The organism is Lentzea sp. NPDC051208 (assembly GCF_040682435.1).
GTDB lineage: Bacteria > Actinomycetota > Actinomycetes > Mycobacteriales > Pseudonocardiaceae > Lentzea > Lentzea kristufekii.
Window position 1 is genome coordinate 31,436 of sequence record NZ_JBFBAW010000014.1, and the last position, 15,890, is coordinate 47,325.

At 68.6% G+C, this 15,890-nt stretch carries 14 protein-coding genes; 8 read left to right on the forward strand and 6 right to left on the reverse strand.

The annotated features are described in order from the left end of the window. Nucleotides 1–11 precede the first annotated feature (11 nt). On the forward strand, nt 12–776 hold the full coding sequence (locus tag AB0M48_RS30480; protein WP_363848624.1) for a MaoC/PaaZ C-terminal domain-containing protein: 765 nt from the start codon (nt 12–14) through the stop codon (nt 774–776). On the opposite strand, the gene AB0M48_RS30485 is transcribed toward AB0M48_RS30480, so the two are convergent. After that, nucleotides 765–1,400, reverse strand: a complete 636-nt coding sequence (locus AB0M48_RS30485; protein ID WP_363848626.1) for a TetR/AcrR family transcriptional regulator — start codon at nt 1,398–1,400, stop codon at nt 765–767. The two genes, AB0M48_RS30480 and AB0M48_RS30485, sit on opposite strands and share 12 nt — an antisense overlap. A gap of 101 nt (nt 1,401–1,501) precedes the next feature. On the opposite strand from AB0M48_RS30485, the gene AB0M48_RS30490 reads away from it, so the two are divergent. From AB0M48_RS30490 to AB0M48_RS30500, 3 genes are all read left to right on the forward strand, one after another. Continuing rightward, nucleotides 1,502–2,131, forward strand: coding sequence for an SCP2 sterol-binding domain-containing protein (locus AB0M48_RS30490; protein ID WP_363848628.1), 630 nt, complete (start codon nt 1,502–1,504; stop codon nt 2,129–2,131). Between the two features lie 10 nt (nt 2,132–2,141). Beyond that, nucleotides 2,142–3,356 (forward strand): acyl-CoA dehydrogenase family protein, encoded by a 1,215-nt coding sequence (locus AB0M48_RS30495; protein ID WP_363848630.1) that lies wholly within the window; start codon nt 2,142–2,144, stop codon nt 3,354–3,356. A 105-nt stretch (nt 3,357–3,461) separates the two neighbouring features. Beyond that, nucleotides 3,462–4,619, forward strand: a complete 1,158-nt coding sequence (locus tag AB0M48_RS30500) for an acyltransferase (protein WP_363848632.1) — start codon at nt 3,462–3,464, stop codon at nt 4,617–4,619. A 5-nt stretch (nt 4,620–4,624) separates the two neighbouring features. On the opposite strand, the gene AB0M48_RS30505 is transcribed toward AB0M48_RS30500, so the two are convergent. Both AB0M48_RS30505 and AB0M48_RS30510 read right to left on the reverse strand, forming a co-directional pair. After that, nucleotides 4,625–4,951, reverse strand: a complete 327-nt coding sequence (locus AB0M48_RS30505; RefSeq protein WP_363848634.1) for a hypothetical protein — start codon at nt 4,949–4,951, stop codon at nt 4,625–4,627. Between the two features lie 69 nt (nt 4,952–5,020). Next, nucleotides 5,021–5,941 carry a MerR family transcriptional regulator gene (locus tag AB0M48_RS30510; RefSeq protein ID WP_363848635.1) on the reverse strand — a complete coding sequence of 307 codons (921 nt, stop codon included), beginning with the start codon at nt 5,939–5,941 and terminating at the stop codon, nt 5,021–5,023. Between the two features lie 136 nt (nt 5,942–6,077). Here AB0M48_RS30510 and AB0M48_RS30515 point away from each other — a divergent pair, with 136 nt between their 5' ends. Continuing rightward, the gene (locus AB0M48_RS30515; protein ID WP_363848637.1) at nt 6,078–6,602 is read left to right on the forward strand and encodes a hypothetical protein; all 525 of its coding nucleotides are present in this window, start codon (nt 6,078–6,080) and stop codon (nt 6,600–6,602) included. A 76-nt stretch (nt 6,603–6,678) separates the two neighbouring features. Here the strand turns inward: AB0M48_RS30515 and AB0M48_RS30520 are convergent, their stop codons facing one another. The 3 genes from AB0M48_RS30520 to pdhA are packed head-to-tail and all read right to left on the reverse strand — an operon-like array spanning nt 6,679 to nt 10,297. Then, nucleotides 6,679–8,061, reverse strand: coding sequence for a dihydrolipoamide acetyltransferase family protein (locus AB0M48_RS30520; protein ID WP_363848639.1), 1,383 nt, complete (start codon nt 8,059–8,061; stop codon nt 6,679–6,681). Nucleotides 8,062–8,075: 14 nt separating this feature from the next. Continuing rightward, complete coding sequence (locus AB0M48_RS30525; RefSeq protein ID WP_363848641.1) at nt 8,076–9,101, reverse strand: alpha-ketoacid dehydrogenase subunit beta; 1,026 nt, start codon at nt 9,099–9,101, stop codon at nt 8,076–8,078. Continuing rightward, the gene (gene pdhA, locus AB0M48_RS30530) at nt 9,101–10,297 is read right to left on the reverse strand and encodes a pyruvate dehydrogenase (acetyl-transferring) E1 component subunit alpha (RefSeq protein ID WP_363848643.1); all 1,197 of its coding nucleotides are present in this window, start codon (nt 10,295–10,297) and stop codon (nt 9,101–9,103) included. The genes AB0M48_RS30525 and pdhA overlap by 1 nt, the downstream gene beginning before the upstream one ends. A gap of 354 nt (nt 10,298–10,651) precedes the next feature. Here pdhA and AB0M48_RS30535 point away from each other — a divergent pair, with 354 nt between their 5' ends. From AB0M48_RS30535 to AB0M48_RS30545, 3 genes are all read left to right on the forward strand, one after another. Further along, nucleotides 10,652–12,070 (forward strand): M20/M25/M40 family metallo-hydrolase, encoded by a 1,419-nt coding sequence (locus AB0M48_RS30535; RefSeq protein WP_363848645.1) that lies wholly within the window; start codon nt 10,652–10,654, stop codon nt 12,068–12,070. 78 nt (nt 12,071–12,148) lie between these two features. Beyond that, nucleotides 12,149–14,803, forward strand: coding sequence for a glucosidase (locus tag AB0M48_RS30540; RefSeq protein ID WP_363848647.1), 2,655 nt, complete (start codon nt 12,149–12,151; stop codon nt 14,801–14,803). A 241-nt stretch (nt 14,804–15,044) separates the two neighbouring features. Continuing rightward, complete coding sequence (locus AB0M48_RS30545; RefSeq protein ID WP_363848649.1) at nt 15,045–15,863, forward strand: basic amino acid ABC transporter substrate-binding protein; 819 nt, start codon at nt 15,045–15,047, stop codon at nt 15,861–15,863. Nucleotides 15,864–15,890 lie beyond the last annotated feature (27 nt).

Consider the following 15,890-nt stretch of genomic DNA (forward strand, 5'->3'; position numbering starts at 1 on the left):
TGTCGCCCAGAATGATTTTTCTCCGTGCCGCCCTGACGTCGTTCCGGCGCGGGGAAACGCTTGCCGCCCAACCGGTCTCGGCCACGGTCGACGTGTCGCTGAAGCACCTGGCGGCGTACAACGCGGTGTGCGGGTTCGGGTTGCGCGACGCGTTGCCGTTGACCTACCCGCACGTGCTCGGCTTTCCGCTGCAGATGATGCTGATGTCCGGCGCCGGCTTCCCGTTCCCGTTGCCAGGGCTCGTGCACGTCGCGAACCGGATCACCCAGTCGCGTCCGCTGACGTTGGACGAGCCGCTGGAGATCACGGTGTCCGCGCGCGATCTGCGGCCTCATCCGCAGGGCACCCAGGTCGACGTCGTGACGTCGGTTTCCGGTGTCTGGGAAGGCGTTTCGACCTACCTGCGGCGCACCGGCGGTGCTTCCGGCACGGGCGAGGACCTGGAGCGGCCGGTCGGGTCGGCCGTGTGGCGGGTGCCCGCGGACATCGGACGGCGCTACGGCGCGGCGTCGGGCGACCGCAACCCGATCCACCTGCACCCGTTGAGCGCCAGGCTGTTCGGCTTCAAGCGCGCGATCGCCCACGGGATGTGGACGAAGGCGCGCTGCCTCGCGGCGCTCGAGGGGCGGCTCCCCGAGGCCGTGACGGTGGCCGTCCGGTTCAAGAAGCCGCTGCTCATCCCCGGCCGCGTCGAGTTCTCGGCGACCGAGAACAGCACGGGCTGGGACTTCGCCGTGTGGGGCAAGGGGCCCCACCTGATCGGTTCAACGACGTGACGGTGGATGCCAGACGTTGCCGTCGACCAGGTCGCCGAAGCCCATCCAGACGAGGTTCATGAGGCGGGCCGCGACGACGCCGGCGGGTTCCTCCGGGTGGTCGAGCCACCAGTCCGCGAGCGACTCGCCGGCCCCGACCAGCGCGGCGGCCAGCGACTCGGCCTCCAGCTTGGTCGCGGGCGCCTTCGTGGACTGGGTGAGCAGTGCCGCGACCAGTGACACCGCGCGGGCGCGCATGTCCATGAGCTCGACCGCGAACGGCCCGCCCTGGCTGGACGCCTGCCTGTGCAGCACCATCCAGCTCGCCCGGTTCTCGCCGACGAACCCGAAGAACGCCCGCAGGCCACTCCACAGCTGCACGTCCGGTTCCTGATCCGGCTCGACGCCCGTCGCGATGGCCTCCATCATGCGGGTGGCCTCGCGCCGGATGCACGTCGCGAACAGCTCCTCCTTCGAGCCGAGGTAGGCGTAGAGCATCGGCTTCGAAATGCCCGCGACCTCGGAGATCTCGTCCATGGAGGCGGTGTGGAAGCCGAGCCGCGAGAACACCTCGACAGCGGCATCCATGATCTGCCGCTCACGCACGGCGCGTGGCAAGCGCTTGGCTCGACCTTCTGTGCGCATCACTACCCCTCGGTTCGGAGCGGCAAGATTATCGGATCGGCTTGCCGCTCTATCTACTCACCAGTAGTCTTACTCGCCAGTAGGTACCAGGAGGTGTGTCCATGACGCTCGACCTCACCACCGAGGCGATCGCGAAGCTCAGCCCGGCCGAGCTGATCAGCACGTTGCAGCAGATCTCGCCGGACGACCCGGCGCTGGCCGGGGTGAACATCGACGTCATCGCCCGCGGCATCGATCCGAAGAAGCTCGGCAAGGACGACTTCGCGGCGATGCTGAACGCCCTGGGCGCGCTGGCCGACGGCGGCGCCGACCTCGACCTGGCGAAGATGGACCCGTCCAACTTCGCCCGCATCATCTCGCGCGCCTCGAAGGACCAGATCGAGGCCGTCGTCGCCGACCCCGCCCTGCGCACGCGCGTGCTGGACGAGGTGTTCCGCCGCATGGAGGTCCACTTCCGCGCGGACCGGGCCGGTGCGACCAAGGCCGTCGTGCACTTCCACGTGCTGGAAGACGTCTACGAGGCCATCATCGAGAACGCCGAGTGCACCATCAACAAGGGCGTGACGCGCGAGGCCCGTGCCATCGTGACGCTGACGCCCGCCGACTTCCTGAAGCTCGCGACCGGCAACGCCTCCGCGCCCGTGCTGTTCATGACGGGCAAGCTGAAGGTGAAGGGCGACCTGGGGTTCGCCGCCGGGTTCATGAGCCTGTTCAACATCCCGAAGGCTTAGGAGAGTTCCTGTGGGTGGCTTCTCGCTCGAACTGAACGAAGACCAGACCGACCTGCGCGACTGGGTGCACGGCTTCGCTCGTGACGTGATCAGGCCGGCGGCCTCCGAGTGGGACGAGCGCGAGGAGACGCCGTGGCCGGTGATCCAGGAGGCGGCGAAGATCGGCCTCTACGGCTTCGAGGCCCTCGCGACCTGGTTCGCCGACCCGATCGGCCTCTCCCTGCCGATCGCGACCGAGGAACTCTTCTGGGGCGACGCCGGAATCGCGCTGGCCCTGATGGGCACCGGCCTCGCCGTGGCGGGCATCTTCGCCTCCGGTGAGCCGGAGCAGCTGGCCGAGTGGGTGCCGGAGTGCTTCGGCGACGAGAGCGACCCGAAGCTGGCCGCGTTCTGCGCCTCCGAACCCCAGGCGGGCTCCGACGTGGCCGGCTATCGCACGAGGGCGCGCTACGACGAGGCCACCGACGAGTGGGTGATCAACGGCCAGAAGGCCTGGGCCACCAACGGCGGCATCGCGAACGTCCACGTCGTGACCGCCGTGCTGGACCCGGCACTGGGCTCACGCGGTCAGGCCGGTTTCATCATCCCGCCCGGCACGCCGGGCCTGTCGTCCCCCGGCAAGATCAAGAAGCACGGCATGCGCGCCTCCCACACGGCCGACGTGTTCTTCGACGACGTGCGAGTGCCCGGCCGCTGCGTGCTCGGCGGCCGCGAGCGAGTCGAAGCACGTCTCGCCCGCGCCCGCGAAGGCCAGAAGTCCGGCGGCCAGGCCGCGATGGCGACGTTCGAGACCACGCGCCCGACCGTCGGCGCGATGGCCGTCGGCGTCGCCCGCGCCGCCTACGAGTACTCGCTCGACTACGCGAAGGACCGCGAGGCGTTCGGGCGCAAGATCATCGAGAACCAGTCGATCGCCTTCGACCTCGCGAACATGCGGATGGAGATCGACGCCGCGCGGCTGCTGGTGTGGCGCGCGGCCTGGATGGGCCGCAACAACGTGCCGTTCACCGCGGGTGAGGGGTCGATGTCGAAGCTCAAGGCGTCCGAGGTGTCGGTGTGGGCCACCGAGCGGGCGATCCACATCCTCGGTGGGGCCGGGTACACGCGGGAGCACCCGGTGGAGCGGATGCACCGGGACTCCAAGATCTTCACCATCTTCGAGGGGACGTCGGAGATCCAGCGGCTCGTCGTGTCGCGGGCGATCTCGGGCATGCAGATCCGGTAGGGCCGGGCGCGGGCCGGGACGTGCGCCCCGGCCCGCGATCACCCGCGTTTGGTAACGTGCCGGGCGCCCCGGTGGTCTGGGCGAACCCCATCTTGGAGGAACGTCGTGCGCACGTTGACCCATGCCGAGTTCATGGAGATGCGGCGGTTTCCCGCGCTCGACGGGCTCCGGGCGTTCGCGGCCGTCATCGTGGTGTTCTTCCACTTCGGCGGCGCCGAGTGGAAGTGGCTCTCCGGCTGGGTCGGCGTCTACCTGTTCTTCGTGCTGTCCGGCTTCCTGATCACCACGCTGCTGCTGCGCGAACAGGACCTCAAGGGCCGGATCTCGCTCAAGAACTTCTACATCCGGCGCGTTTTCCGGATCATGCCGCCGTACTTCGTGATCTTCGCGTTCATCATGGCGTTCTTCTACCTGCGCGGTGACTTCTTCACGATCCGGTACCCGGAGACGCTGAAGTACTACCTGCCGTTCATGAACGAGTTCCTGCCGGCGGGCATGGCGGGCGCGCCGAACGACTACTTCTCGGGCTCGTGGACGCTCGGCATCGAGCAGAAGTTCTACCTCGTGTGGCCTGCCCTGATGGTCGTCGCCGGGGTTGCCGCGGCCCGTCGCCGCGTCTACATCGCGCTGGGCGCGATGGCCGTGCTGATCGCCTGCATCCCGCTGACCGCCGGCTGGTACACCAGCTACTCGATGACCGCGCTGTACACCTCGACGGTGCACTACGTGGTGCTGCTGATCGGCGCGTTGCTGGCGATCGTCATGCACAGCAAGCGCCTCTACGCGCTCGTGCAGCCGCTGACGCACCCGCTGATCGCGCCGGTGGCGATGATCGGGTTCGCGGTGCTGCACGTGAACATGGAGACCCTCTGGCACGCCACGAGCAACGCCGTGGTGCTGCTGCTGGGTTACGCGGTGCTGACAGCGACGCTGATCGCGTCGCTGATGAACCGCAATCCGGTGACGTGGGTGCTGTCGACCGCGCCCGCGCGTTTCGTCGGCGACCGCTCGTACTCGCTGTACCTGTTCCAGGGCATCGCGGGCTTCATGGTGGCGGGGTTGCTGCCGCGCTTCGCGGTCTACGGCACGCTCACCGCCGTCGTGGTGACGCTGGTGTCGTTGCTGCTCGCGGACGTCGTCTACCGCTGGGTCGAGCACCCGGCGATCGAACTGGGCCGCCGCATCATCGCGCGCCGTTCGAAGAAGCCGGCACCGGTCAACCCGCCGACCAAGGAAGTTCCCCCGGTCCCGGTCAACGCCTGATCCGATCAGAGCGGCAGGGTCAGGACCGCGCCCACGCGCTTGAGCTCGCGGCGGTGCACGGCCAGCACCACCGTGTCGTGCGGACGGCGGAAGTGCAGCACCACGAAGTCCGGGTGCGGCGGGTCCTGGTCGACGATCTGCTCGACGCGGCCCTCCGCGTCGCTGAAGACGATCCGCTCGGCCCAGATGATCTTGGTGGGGCCGAAGAACAGCTCGCCCTCCTGCCACTCGCCGTCGAGGAAGACGTCGCCGTCGCCACGCGTGTTGTCGTCGCCGGACGGGCCGAACGCCTCGCCGAGCACGCCCCCGAGAATTTCGAACAGAGCAGACATGGTGATTCCCCCTTCGTTGCCACAGGAACGAGCTGGGCGCCCAGCTGGTTCCCGCGGGATCTCGGAGGTCTAGCCGAACGGCTGGCCGGCTTCGCGCAGCCAGGCCCGCTCGCGCGAGTGGTCCGGCATGGCGGGCCAGCCGTTGATCTTCGCGATCAGGACCCAGTACCGCTCGGCCCGGGGGTCCGCGAAGTCGGAGAGCTCGCGCAGCCGTTCGACGAGGGTGTCGTCGTTCGGCAGGCCCAGCGCCTCCGCCCAGTTGGCGTTCACGCGGTCCACGACCTCGCGAGCCTCGGCGGACTGCGGCGCGATGCCCGCGTCGAGGGCCTCGCGCGCCTGGGCGATCGCGAAGTTGAACGCCGCCATCTGGTCACCCCGGGGCGGGCTCAGGTCGGCGCCTGCGCGACGCTGCTCCTCGTGCTGCTGGGACATCCGCTTGACCGCGGCGCGGAAGTCCGGGTCCTGCACGAGCTTCGCGAGCTCGACCCACGCCTCCAGCTGCTCGGTCGACGGGTCGTCCGGCAGTTCGATCCGCACGGATCGCATGTGCTGCTCGAACTGCGGATCCAGCTCGTAGGGCCCGAACACCTCCTCGAAGAAGTCGTCGAGGATCCGCTGGCGCTCCTCGTCCGACATGCGTGCCAACTCGTTCATCAGTTCCATCTCCCCTCCTTTGGCGACGGCGCGCAGGACGGCGCGGCGCAACCGCAACGTCTTCATCTGCGCGTCGATCGCGTCTGCGTGTGCACGCGCCACGTCGGTCACCGACACCTCGCGGGCCAGCACGCGGCCGGCTGTCGGCAGGTCGACGCCCAGGTCTCTGAGCGTGCGGACGAGCTTCAGCCTCGCCAGCGCGTCGGTGTCGTAGGTGCGGTAGCCGCCGGCGGTCCTGTCCGTGGGCGGGATGAGGCCCGAGTCGGAGTAGAACCTGATGGTGCGGACGGTGAGTCCGGTCATCCTGGCGAGCTCGCCGATCTGGTAGCGCGTCACGGGGACAACTGTGCAGTCTCCAGTTACTGGAGAGTCAACTGAGAACCCCATCGGGGGTTCGGCTGCTACTTTCGGGCACGTCGGCATCGCCTTGGGGGCGTTGTGCACCGACCTCGATTTGTTCTGGGGGAACAAAGTGGGCACCACTTCGCGTGCGCTGAAACTCGTCCTCGGTGGCTTCGGGCTCGCCGCCGCTCTGCTCGGTGCCCTGGCCACACCGGCTGTCGCGGCGGAACCGCCTCCGGTGATCTGCTTCAGCGGACACGTCCAGGACGTCGGCTGGCAGCCGTGGAACTGCGACAACGACGGCGACCCGGCCTTCGCGGGTTCGACCGGCCAGGACCGCAGACTCGAGGCGCTCCGCGTCATCACCTACAACACGGGCGGCCTGACCTGCGTCCGGGCTCACGTCCAGGACCAGGGCTGGAGCAACCAGACGTGCCTGCCCGACGGTCTGGAGGCGACGGTCGGCACCACCGGGCTGAACCGCCGGATCGAGGCGGTCTCGCTCAGCCACAACACGCGCGGCCTGTGCCTGGAGGCCCACGTGCAGAACGTCGGCTGGGCGGGCAGGGCGTGCAAGTCGGCCGGTGAGGAGAACGTCGTCGGCACCACGGGCCAGGGCCTGCGCCTGGAAGCCGTCACGGGCCTCGTCCAGTAGGAGACCCGAAAAGCGGTCGTGGGTGCTCTCCGCCGGCAAAGCGGCGGAGAGCACCCACGACCAAGTGTCAGTGCTGTCAGTACGTGATCGCGATGCCCGGCTCGGCCAGCAGCGCGCCGACGTCGGCCAGGAACTGCGAGCCCTGCTGGCCGTCGACCACGCGGTGGTCGAACGACAGCGCGAGCTGGCAGATCTTGCGGATCTTGATCTCGCCGTCGACCACCCACGGCATGTCGCGAATCGCGCCCAGCGCCAGGATCGCGGACTCGCCGGGGTTGAGGATCGGCGTGCCGGTGTCGACGCCGAAGACGCCGACGTTGGTGATCGTGATGGTGCCGTTCATCATGTCGGCCGGCGACGTCTTGCCGTCGCGGGCGACCGTGGCGAGCTCGTCCAGTGCGACCGCGAGTTCCTTCAACGACATGCGGTCGGCGTCGCGGACCTTCGGCACGACCAGGCCGCGCGGCGTGGCGGCCGCGATGCCCAGGTGGACGTAGTCCTTGTAGACGATCTCGTTCGCCGCCGCGTCCCACGTCGCGTTGACGTCCGGCGTGCGGCGGGCCGCGAGGATGACGGCCTTCGCGCAGAACGCGAGCGGCGTCAGCTTCACGCCGCGGAACTCCGGCGCGTTCTTGAGGCGCGCGCGCAGTTCCATCATCGGCGTCACGTCGACCGTCAGGAACTCGGTGACGTGCGGTGCGGTGAACGCGCTGTCCACCATCGCCTGCGCGGTCGCCTTGCGGACACCCTTGATGGGCACCCGGCGTTCGCGCGAGCCGTTGTCCACAACGGACTGCACAGGAGCGGCAGCCGGTGCGGAGACGGCGGTCTCGACGTCCTCACGCGTGATGACGCCGCCGGGGCCGGAGCCCGTGAGCGCGTGCAGGTCGACGCCGAGGTCCTTGGCCAGCTTGCGCACCGGCGGCTTGGCCAGCGGCACGTACCCACCCGGCGTCTGGACCGGAGCAGCGACCACGACCGGAGCGGGCGCAGGTGCCGGTGCGGCGACGGGAGCGGGCGGGGCCACGACAGCCGCGGCCGGAGCCGGGGCGGGTGAGTCCTTGCGGGCACGGCGCTTCGCGGTGCCGGACTTCGGGCCGTAGCCGACGAGCGTCGCGATGCGACCGCCCGGCATCTCCTCGCCGATCTTGCCGGACGAGGCGCCGTTCGCCTCCGCCGCGACGGGAGCGGCGGCAGGTGCGGCCGCGCCACCGGGGTCGGTGTCGATCGTGATGATCGGGACGCCGACCTCGACGGTCTGACCGGGCTCCGCGAGGAGCTCGGTCACGACGCCCGCCCACGGGCAGGGCAGCTCGACGGCGGCCTTGGCCGTCTCGATCTCGACGATGATCTGGTTGACCTTGACGGTGTCACCCGGCTTCACGTGCCAGGTGAGGATCTCGGCCTCGGTCAGCCCCTCTGCCGTGTCGGGCAGGGGGAATTGCTTGTACTGCGGCATTTCCGGTTGTCCCCTTACCAGGCGAGCGAGCGGTCGACGGCGTGCAGCACCCGGTCGAGGTCGGGGAGGAACTCCTCCTCGAGCTTCGACGGCGGGTACGGGGTGTCGAAACCGGTCACCCGCAGCACCGGTGCCTGCAGCGAGTAGAAGCACTCCTGCTGGACCTTGGCTGCAATCTCGCTGGCGATCGAGGACTCGGAAGGCGCCTCGGACACGACGATCAACCGGCCGGTGCGGCGCACCGAGTCGTAGACCGGCGCGAGGTCCAGCGGCGACAGCGTGCGCAGGTCGATGACCTCCAGCGACGTGCCGTCCTCAGCGGCCGCGTTCGCGGCGTCGAGAGAGGTGCGGACCATCGGGCCGTAGGCCACCAGCGTCGCGTCCGTGCCGGGCCGCAGAACGCGCGACTCGAACAGCTTGCCGGGCTGGGCCGTGGTGTCGACCTCGCCCTTCTCGTAGTAACGGCGCTTGGGCTCGAAGAACAGCACCGGGTCGTCGCTGTCGATCGCCTGCTGGATCATCCAGTACGCGTCGGCCGGGTTCGAGCACGAGACGACCTTGAGGCCGGCGGTGTGCGCGAAGTACGACTCCGGGGACTCCGAGTGGTGCTCGACCGCACCGATGCCGCCACCGAACGGCACGCGGATCACGATGGGCAGCTTGAGCTTGCCCTGGGTGCGGTAGTGCAGCTTCGCGACCTGCGACACGATCTGGTCGAAGCCCGGGAAGATGAAGCCGTCGAACTGGATCTCGCACACCGGGCGGTAGCCGCGGATCGCGAGACCCACGGCGGTGCCGATGATGCCGGACTCCGCGAGCGGCGTGTCGAGCACGCGCTGCTCACCGAAGTCCTTCTGCAGGCCGTCCGTGATGCGGAAGACGCCACCGAGCTTGCCGATGTCCTCGCCCATCATGATGACCTTGGGGTTGGCCTCCATGGCCGCCCGCAAGCCCATGTTGAGCGCCTTGGAGATCGTGAGCGTCTGCACCGGGGACGCCGGAGCAGCAGCCGAGGAACGGTCCATGGTCGGAGCAGCCATCAGTGCTCACCTCCAGCAAAACCCGAGACGTAGTCGAGGAATTCGTCGCGCTGCGCGTCGAGGACGGGGCTGCCCTCCGCGTACACGTTGCTGAAGATCCGTTCAGCGGGCGGATCGGGCATGTTCGTGCAGAACTCCCGCAGCTCCTCGCCCAGCTCGTCGGCGTCAGCCTCGACGCTCTCGAAGAACTCGTGGTCGGCCCACTGCTGGCGGACCAGGTAGACCTTCACGCGCTCGATCGGGTCCTTGAGCTTCCACATCTCCAGCTCGTCCGACAGCCGGTAGCGCGTCGGGTCGTCGGAGGTGGTGTGCGCGTCCATCCGGTAGGTGAACGCCTCGATCAGGATCGGGCCGTTGCCGTGGCGGCACTCGTCCAGCGCCCACTTCGTCACGGCGAGCGTCGCGAGGACGTCGTTGCCGTCGACGCGGATGCCGGGGAAGCCGTATCCGCGGGCGCGCTGGTACAGCGGCAGGCGCGACTGGCGCTCCGTGGGCTCGGAGATGGCCCACTGGTTGTTCTGGCAGAAGAAGACGAGCGGCGCGTCGTAGACCGCGGCCCACACGAAGCCCTCGTGCACGTCACCCTGGCTGGTCGCGCCGTCGCCGAAGAAGCACATGGTGGCTTCTCCCTCGTCGTCGCCGACCTTGCCGTCGAACTTCTGGCCCATCGCGTAGCCGGCCGCGTTGAGGACCTGGTTGCCGATGACGATCGTGTACGGGTGGAAGCGCTTCTCGACCGGGTCCCAGGTGCCCTGGTCGGTGCCGCGGAAGATGCCGAGCAGCTCCGTCGGGTTGATCCCGCGCGTCCACGCGATGCCGTGCTCGCGGTAGCTCGGGAACGCCATGTCCGTCTGGCGCATCGCGCGGCCGGCGCCGATCTGCGCGGCCTCCTGACCGAGCAGCGGCACCCAGATGCCGAGCTGGCCCTTGCGCTGCAGGGCGTTCGCCTCGCGGTCGACCCGGCGGATCAGGACCATGTCGCGGTACAGACCGCGCAGCTCCTCCGGCGTGATGTCGATGTCGAAGTCGGGGTGCTGGACCCGCTCACCCTCCGGAGTGAGGAGCTGCACCAGGTCGGCGCCGCCCTCGTCTGTTGCTCGCAAGCCTGCGATCACCTGCTCCGCTGTCGGTTTCGCGGCAGTGGCGGCCGGCGCTGCATCCGGCTCAGGGTGCGTCCATTGCTCAGGGGACGACATGCGCCTTCTCCTCTGTCTACTCCGACCGCCTGATCGCTCGTGACGACCTCGTGCGGCGACGTCGGCGGTCGCCGCCAACCCTGTGGGGCCGGAGGCAGCCGTCGACGGTGACGGTGGCTTACGACCACATCCTGACACGGCCTCACCCGAGTTGGTGAGACCCGTCCCACTTCGTAACACACGAGTCAACGTTCTGATCAGCGACAACAGTCGGAGGTTCGACCTTTTGTCCTCCGACTAGGCCGTCCGACTACCGGACGTCGATGTCCCGGTTACCGATCGTTAACTTAGCTGCGGGCCTCCGGGTAGAGGTTACGGACGCGAGCGGAGGCGGAGTCGTGACAGGATCGAGAGGTGGACCGATCACTTGTGACCAGCACCGTCAGGACGCTCTGGGACGACGACATCGTCCCGAGCCTGTCTCAGCTCGTCGCCGTGCCGGCGATCTCGCCCGCGTTCGATCCCGCCTGGGAAGAGCACGGCGAACTGGCCGCCGCGATCGAGCACGTGCGCCTCTGGATCGAGTCACGCGCCCTTCCCGGAGCGGTGCTGGAAGTCGTCCAACTGGCGGGACGTACGCCGCTTCTGCTGGTCGACGTGCCCGCGTCCGGTAACTCGTCCGACGACACGGTGTTGCTCTACGGACACCTCGACAAGCAACCGCCGGTGGGCGGTTGGGGCGAAGGCCTCGGCCCGTGGACCCCTGTCCTGCGTGACGGACGTCTCTACGGCCGTGGTGCGGCCGATGACGGTTACTCCGGATACGCCGCGGTCGCCGCTATCGAGGCCGTGCGTGCCGCCGGTGGTTCCCACGCCCGTTGCGTAGTGCTGCTGGAGACCGGCGAGGAGTCGGGTTCGCCCGACCTGCCGGCGTACTTGGAGCACCTGTCCGATCGCCTGGGCCGCGTGTCGCTCGTCGTCTGCCTGGACTCGGGCGGCTCCGACTACGACCGCATGTGGCTGACGACGTCGCTGCGCGGCCTGGTGCAGGTCACGGCCACCGTGCGGGTGCTCGACGGCGGCCTGCACTCCGGCATGGCGTCCGGCATCGTGCCGTCGTCGTTCCGGATCGCGCGGGTGCTGCTGGACCGGCTGGAGAACTCGGAGACCGGCGAGGTCCTCGTGCCGGAGATGCACGTCGAGATCCCGGCGGGACGGCTGGCCGAGGTCCGCGAGGCCGTCGAGGCCGCGCCGGGCGCCCTGTGGGGTGCCGTGCCGCGCGTCGGTGACCTGCGGCCGATGTCCGACGACGAGGTCGAGCTGGCGCTCAACTCGGGCTGGCGGCCGACCCTGTCCGTGACCGGCGCCGAGGGCCTGCCCCTGCCGGACGACGCGGGCAACGTGCTGCGCCCGTTCACGACGCTGGTGCTCTCGTTCCGCCTGCCGCCGACGGCCGACGCCGCCACGGCACTGGAGGCCGTCAAGCAGAAGCTCACCACCGACGTGCCCTACGGCGCGACCGTGGAGCTCTCGCGGGTCGAGTTCGCGGACGGCTGGAACGCGCCTGAGCTCGCTCCCTGGCTCTCGCAGGTGCTGGACGAGGCCGGCAAGGACGTGTTCGGCGCACCCTGGCGGACCGTGTCGCTGGGCGGCTCGATCCCGTTCATGGGGCTGCTGCACGAGGCCTACCCGGACGCGCAGTTCGTGGTGACCGGGGCGATCGGGCCGGACTCCAACTGCCACGTGCCCGACGAGTGGCTGCACCTGGCGCACGCCGCCCGGATCACCGAGGCCGTGGCGCTCGTCCTCGACTCGCACGCGAAGCAGTCCTGACCCCGCTTTTAGTGAGGTAGGACTCAGACCACACCCGGGCCCGACCGGGTGTGGTCTCCGGTGTCCCACACTGGGGTGATGGGCGAACATGCGGAACGGGCGCGTCTCGCGGAGTCGGACACACCGACTTCGCCGTGGCGGCTGTGGGGGCCGTACCTCTCGGGTCGCCAGTGGGGCACAGTCCGTGAGGACTACTCGCCCGAGGGTGACGCGTGGGCGTCGTTCCCGTTCGACCACGCCCGTTCGCGCGCCTACCGGTGGGGCGAGGACGGCATCGCCGGCATCTGCGACGTGCACGGGTTCATGAACTTCGCCGTCGCCCTGTGGAACGGCAAGGACCCGATCCTCAAGGAGCGGTACTTCGGCCTCACCAACGACGAGGGCAACCACGGTGAGGACGTCAAGGAGCACTGGTGGGTGACCGACGGGACGCCCACCCACTCCTGGATGCAGGTCGTCTACCGGTATCCGCAGCGCGAGTTCCCCTACGACCAGCTGCGCGAGATGGCGCGCAACGCCGGCCGGGAGAACCGCGAGCCCGAACTGAGCGACACCGGGGTGCTCGACCAGAACAGGTTCTTCGACGTCCAGGTCACGTACGCGAAGGCCGAGACGGACGACATCTGCATCGAGATCAGCGCGACGAACCACGGGCCCGAGGACGCGCCGTTGCACCTCCTGCCGCAGCTGTGGTTCCGCAACACGTGGGCGTGGGGCCGCGACCAACGGCCGTGTCAGCTCGTTGCGAGCACCACGGCCGGACGCAAGGTCACGGCTGACCACGGCAACCTCGGCCGGTACACGCTGCATCTGGACGACTCGCCGTCGATGCTCATGACGGACAACGAGACCAACGAGGTGTCGCTGTTCGGCGCTGAGCGCAACCCGTCGCCGTGGACCAAGGACGGCATCTGCGACTACGTGGTGCGCGGCAGCACGAGCACCTGCCAGGTCGTGGGGCCGGACGACGCCGGGGTGGCGGGCACCAAGTTCGCGGCCTGGTACTCGTTCGACCCCGTGGAGCCGGGCGAGACGGTGACGATCCGGCTGCGGCTCATCGGCGGCGACGGGCACCTGGACCCGTTCGGGCCGAGCTTCGAAGAGACGATGCAGCAGCGCGGGGCCGAGGCCGACGAGTTCCACGACGCCATCGCGCCGCAGACCAGGCCCGAGGAGAAGCATGTGCTGCGGCGCGCGCTGGCCGGCCTCATGTGGACGAAGCAGCACTACCGGTTCCGCACCCGCGACTGGCTCGACGGCGACCCGACGAAGCCCGAGGCGCCCAGTTCCCGACGCACGCGCGAGGCGCGCAACGTGCACTGGCGGCACCTCGACGTCGCCGACGTGATCTCGATGCCCGACGAGTGGGAGTACCCGTGGTTCGCGGCGTGGGACCTCGCGTTCCACACCATCCCGTTCACGCTGGTCGACCCGGCGTTCGCGAAGGAGCAGCTGCTGCTGTTCTGCCGTGAGTGGATGATGCACCCGAACGGCCAGATCCCCGCCTACGAGTGGGAGTTCGGCGACGTCAACCCGCCGGTGCACGCGTGGGCGGCGTTGCAGGTCTACCGCGCGGACGGCAGCAGGGACCGCGGGTTCCTCGCCAAGATCTTCCACAAGCTGCTGCTCAACTTCTCCTGGTGGGTCAACCGCAAGGACGCCGACGGCAGCTACCTGTTCGAGGGCGGGTTCCTCGGCATGGACAACATCGGGCCGGTCAACCGGTCCGAGCCCATGCTGGGCGAGTGGCGGCTGGAGCAGTCCGACGCCACGTCGTGGATGGCCGCGTACAGCCTGCACCTCATGCAGATCGCGCTGGAGCTGGCGCGCGACGACGAGTCCTACGAGGACGTCGCGACGAAGTTCGTCGAGCACTTCCTGTCGATCGCGGAGGCGTTCACGCACTTCGGGTCGCACGGCGGCGGAATCTGGCACGACGAGGACGGCTTCTGCTACGACCGGGTCTCGCGGCGCCGCCCCGACGGCGGCGTCGAGTCCGAGCCGGTGCGCGTGCGGTCGATGGTCGGCCTCATCCCGTTGCTGGCCAGCGCTGTCCTCGAACCGTGGGTGCTCGAAGAGCTGCAGGGGTTCACGAGCCGGTTGGAGCACCTGCTCAAGCGGCGGCCCGAGCTGCGGCAGTTCATCACGTTCCACTACGAGCGCGGCGCGTTCGTGTCGTTGCTCGACGAGCAGAAGCTCAAGCGCGTGCTGCACCGGATGCTCGACGAGCAGGAGTTCCTGTCTCCGCACGGGATCCGCAGCCTGTCCGCGGCCCACCGCGAGGGCCTGGAGGTCAAGGTCGCGGGCCAGGACCACCGCATGGGCTACGAGCCGGGCGAGTCGCACACGCCGATGTTCGGCGGCAACTCGAACTGGCGCGGCCCGGTCTGGCTGCCCACCAACGCGCTGCTGGTGGAGGCGCTGCGCACGGTCTGCGCGTTCCACGACGGCATGTTCCAGGTCGAGATGCCGACGCACTCCGGACGCTGGGTCACCGCGGGCACCGTCGCGGACGAGCTGAGCGACCGGCTCGTCGGGCTCTTCCTGCCCGACCACGACGGGCGCCGGCCGTCGGACGGCAAGCGCATCGAGGCCTCCGAGTCACCTCTTTGGCGCAGGCACGTCACCTTCAGCGAGTACTTCGACGGCGACACGGGTGAGGGCCTCGGAGCCACGCACCAGACCGGCTGGACCGCCCTGGTGGCGGGTCTGCTGGCCGAAAGAACACGCTGACCAGCGCCGTCGTGATCAAATCCTGATCAAGGGCACGCTCACGGATGGTTATCATTCGTGCGCAATACGTGAAGATGTTGTGTGATCTGGGCCAAATCGCACAAGATTCTGTGTCTGAAAGCCCGATTTGACGCAAAATCATTGCAAGGCAGTGGCCTGTAACACCCACGTGCTGTCCAGCGCGTCACCCGAGTGGCAGGATCCCGTTCACTCGTCCGCGACAGTTACGAGGAGTGACGCAGTGGCTCGTCGACCCAGGCACGTGCTCGCCCTACTGCCCGCAGCGGCCCTTGCGCTGACCGCGCTCGCCGGATGCGCGACGAGCACCAACAGCGGCGGTGGCACCACCGATGGTGGGATCAAGCTTGTCAAAGAAGGCAAGCTCGTCACCTGCACCCACCTGTCCTACAAGCCGTTCCAGTACACCGATGGCGACAAGACCGTCGGCTTCGACGTCGATCTGGTCGACCTGATCGCCAAGGACCTGGGTGTCCAGCAGGAGATCTTCGACACCCAGTTCGAGACGATCACGTCGGGCGCGAGCTTCAACGCCAACCAGTGCGACCTCGCGGCCGCCGGCATGACGATCAAGGAAGAGCGCAAGCAGGCGATCGACTTCTCCGACCCGTACTTCGAGGCCTCGCAGGCGCTGCTGGTCAAGAAGGACTCGCCGATCAAGTCGCTGGCGGACCTCAAGGGCAAGAAGATCGGTGTCCAGCAGGACACCACCGGTGAGATCTACGCCAACGACAACAAGGCCGCCAACGGCTACGAGGTCATCCAGTTCGAGGACCTCCCGCTGATGGAGACCGCCGTGCGCACCGGCGCCGTCGACGCCGCGATCAACGACAACGGCGTGCTCCTCGACTACGTCAAGGAGTTCCCGGACACCGCCGTCTCCGCCGAGTTCGACACGAACGAGCAGTACGGCATCGGCATCAAGAAGGGCAACACCGCGCTGGCCGCCAAGGTCAACGAGGTCTTGAAGAAGGCCAAGGAGAGCGGCGAGTACGACAAGATCTACGAGAAGTGGTTCGGCAAGAAGCCGGAGAAGAAGTAGCTCTCTAGCCAACGGGGCGGCGCAGGC

Excerpts from the sequence above, each read along its gene's own strand:
- AB0M48_RS30480 (WP_363848624.1), top strand. The coding sequence starts at position 12 with ATGATTTTTCTCCGTGCCGCCCTGACGTCGTTCCGGCGCGGGGAAACG.
- AB0M48_RS30485 (WP_363848626.1), bottom strand. The coding sequence starts at position 1,400 with ATGCGCACAGAAGGTCGAGCCAAGCGCTTGCCACGCGCCGTGCGTGAG.
- AB0M48_RS30490 (WP_363848628.1), top strand. The coding sequence starts at position 1,502 with ATGACGCTCGACCTCACCACCGAGGCGATCGCGAAGCTCAGCCCGGCC.
- AB0M48_RS30505 (WP_363848634.1), bottom strand. The coding sequence starts at position 4,951 with ATGTCTGCTCTGTTCGAAATTCTCGGGGGCGTGCTCGGCGAGGCGTTC.
- AB0M48_RS30520 (WP_363848639.1), bottom strand. The coding sequence starts at position 8,061 with ATGCCGCAGTACAAGCAATTCCCCCTGCCCGACACGGCAGAGGGGCTG.
- AB0M48_RS30525 (WP_363848641.1), bottom strand. The coding sequence starts at position 9,101 with ATGGCTGCTCCGACCATGGACCGTTCCTCGGCTGCTGCTCCGGCGTCC.
- pdhA (WP_363848643.1), bottom strand. The coding sequence starts at position 10,297 with ATGTCGTCCCCTGAGCAATGGACGCACCCTGAGCCGGATGCAGCGCCG.
- AB0M48_RS30540 (WP_363848647.1), top strand. The coding sequence starts at position 12,149 with ATGGGCGAACATGCGGAACGGGCGCGTCTCGCGGAGTCGGACACACCG.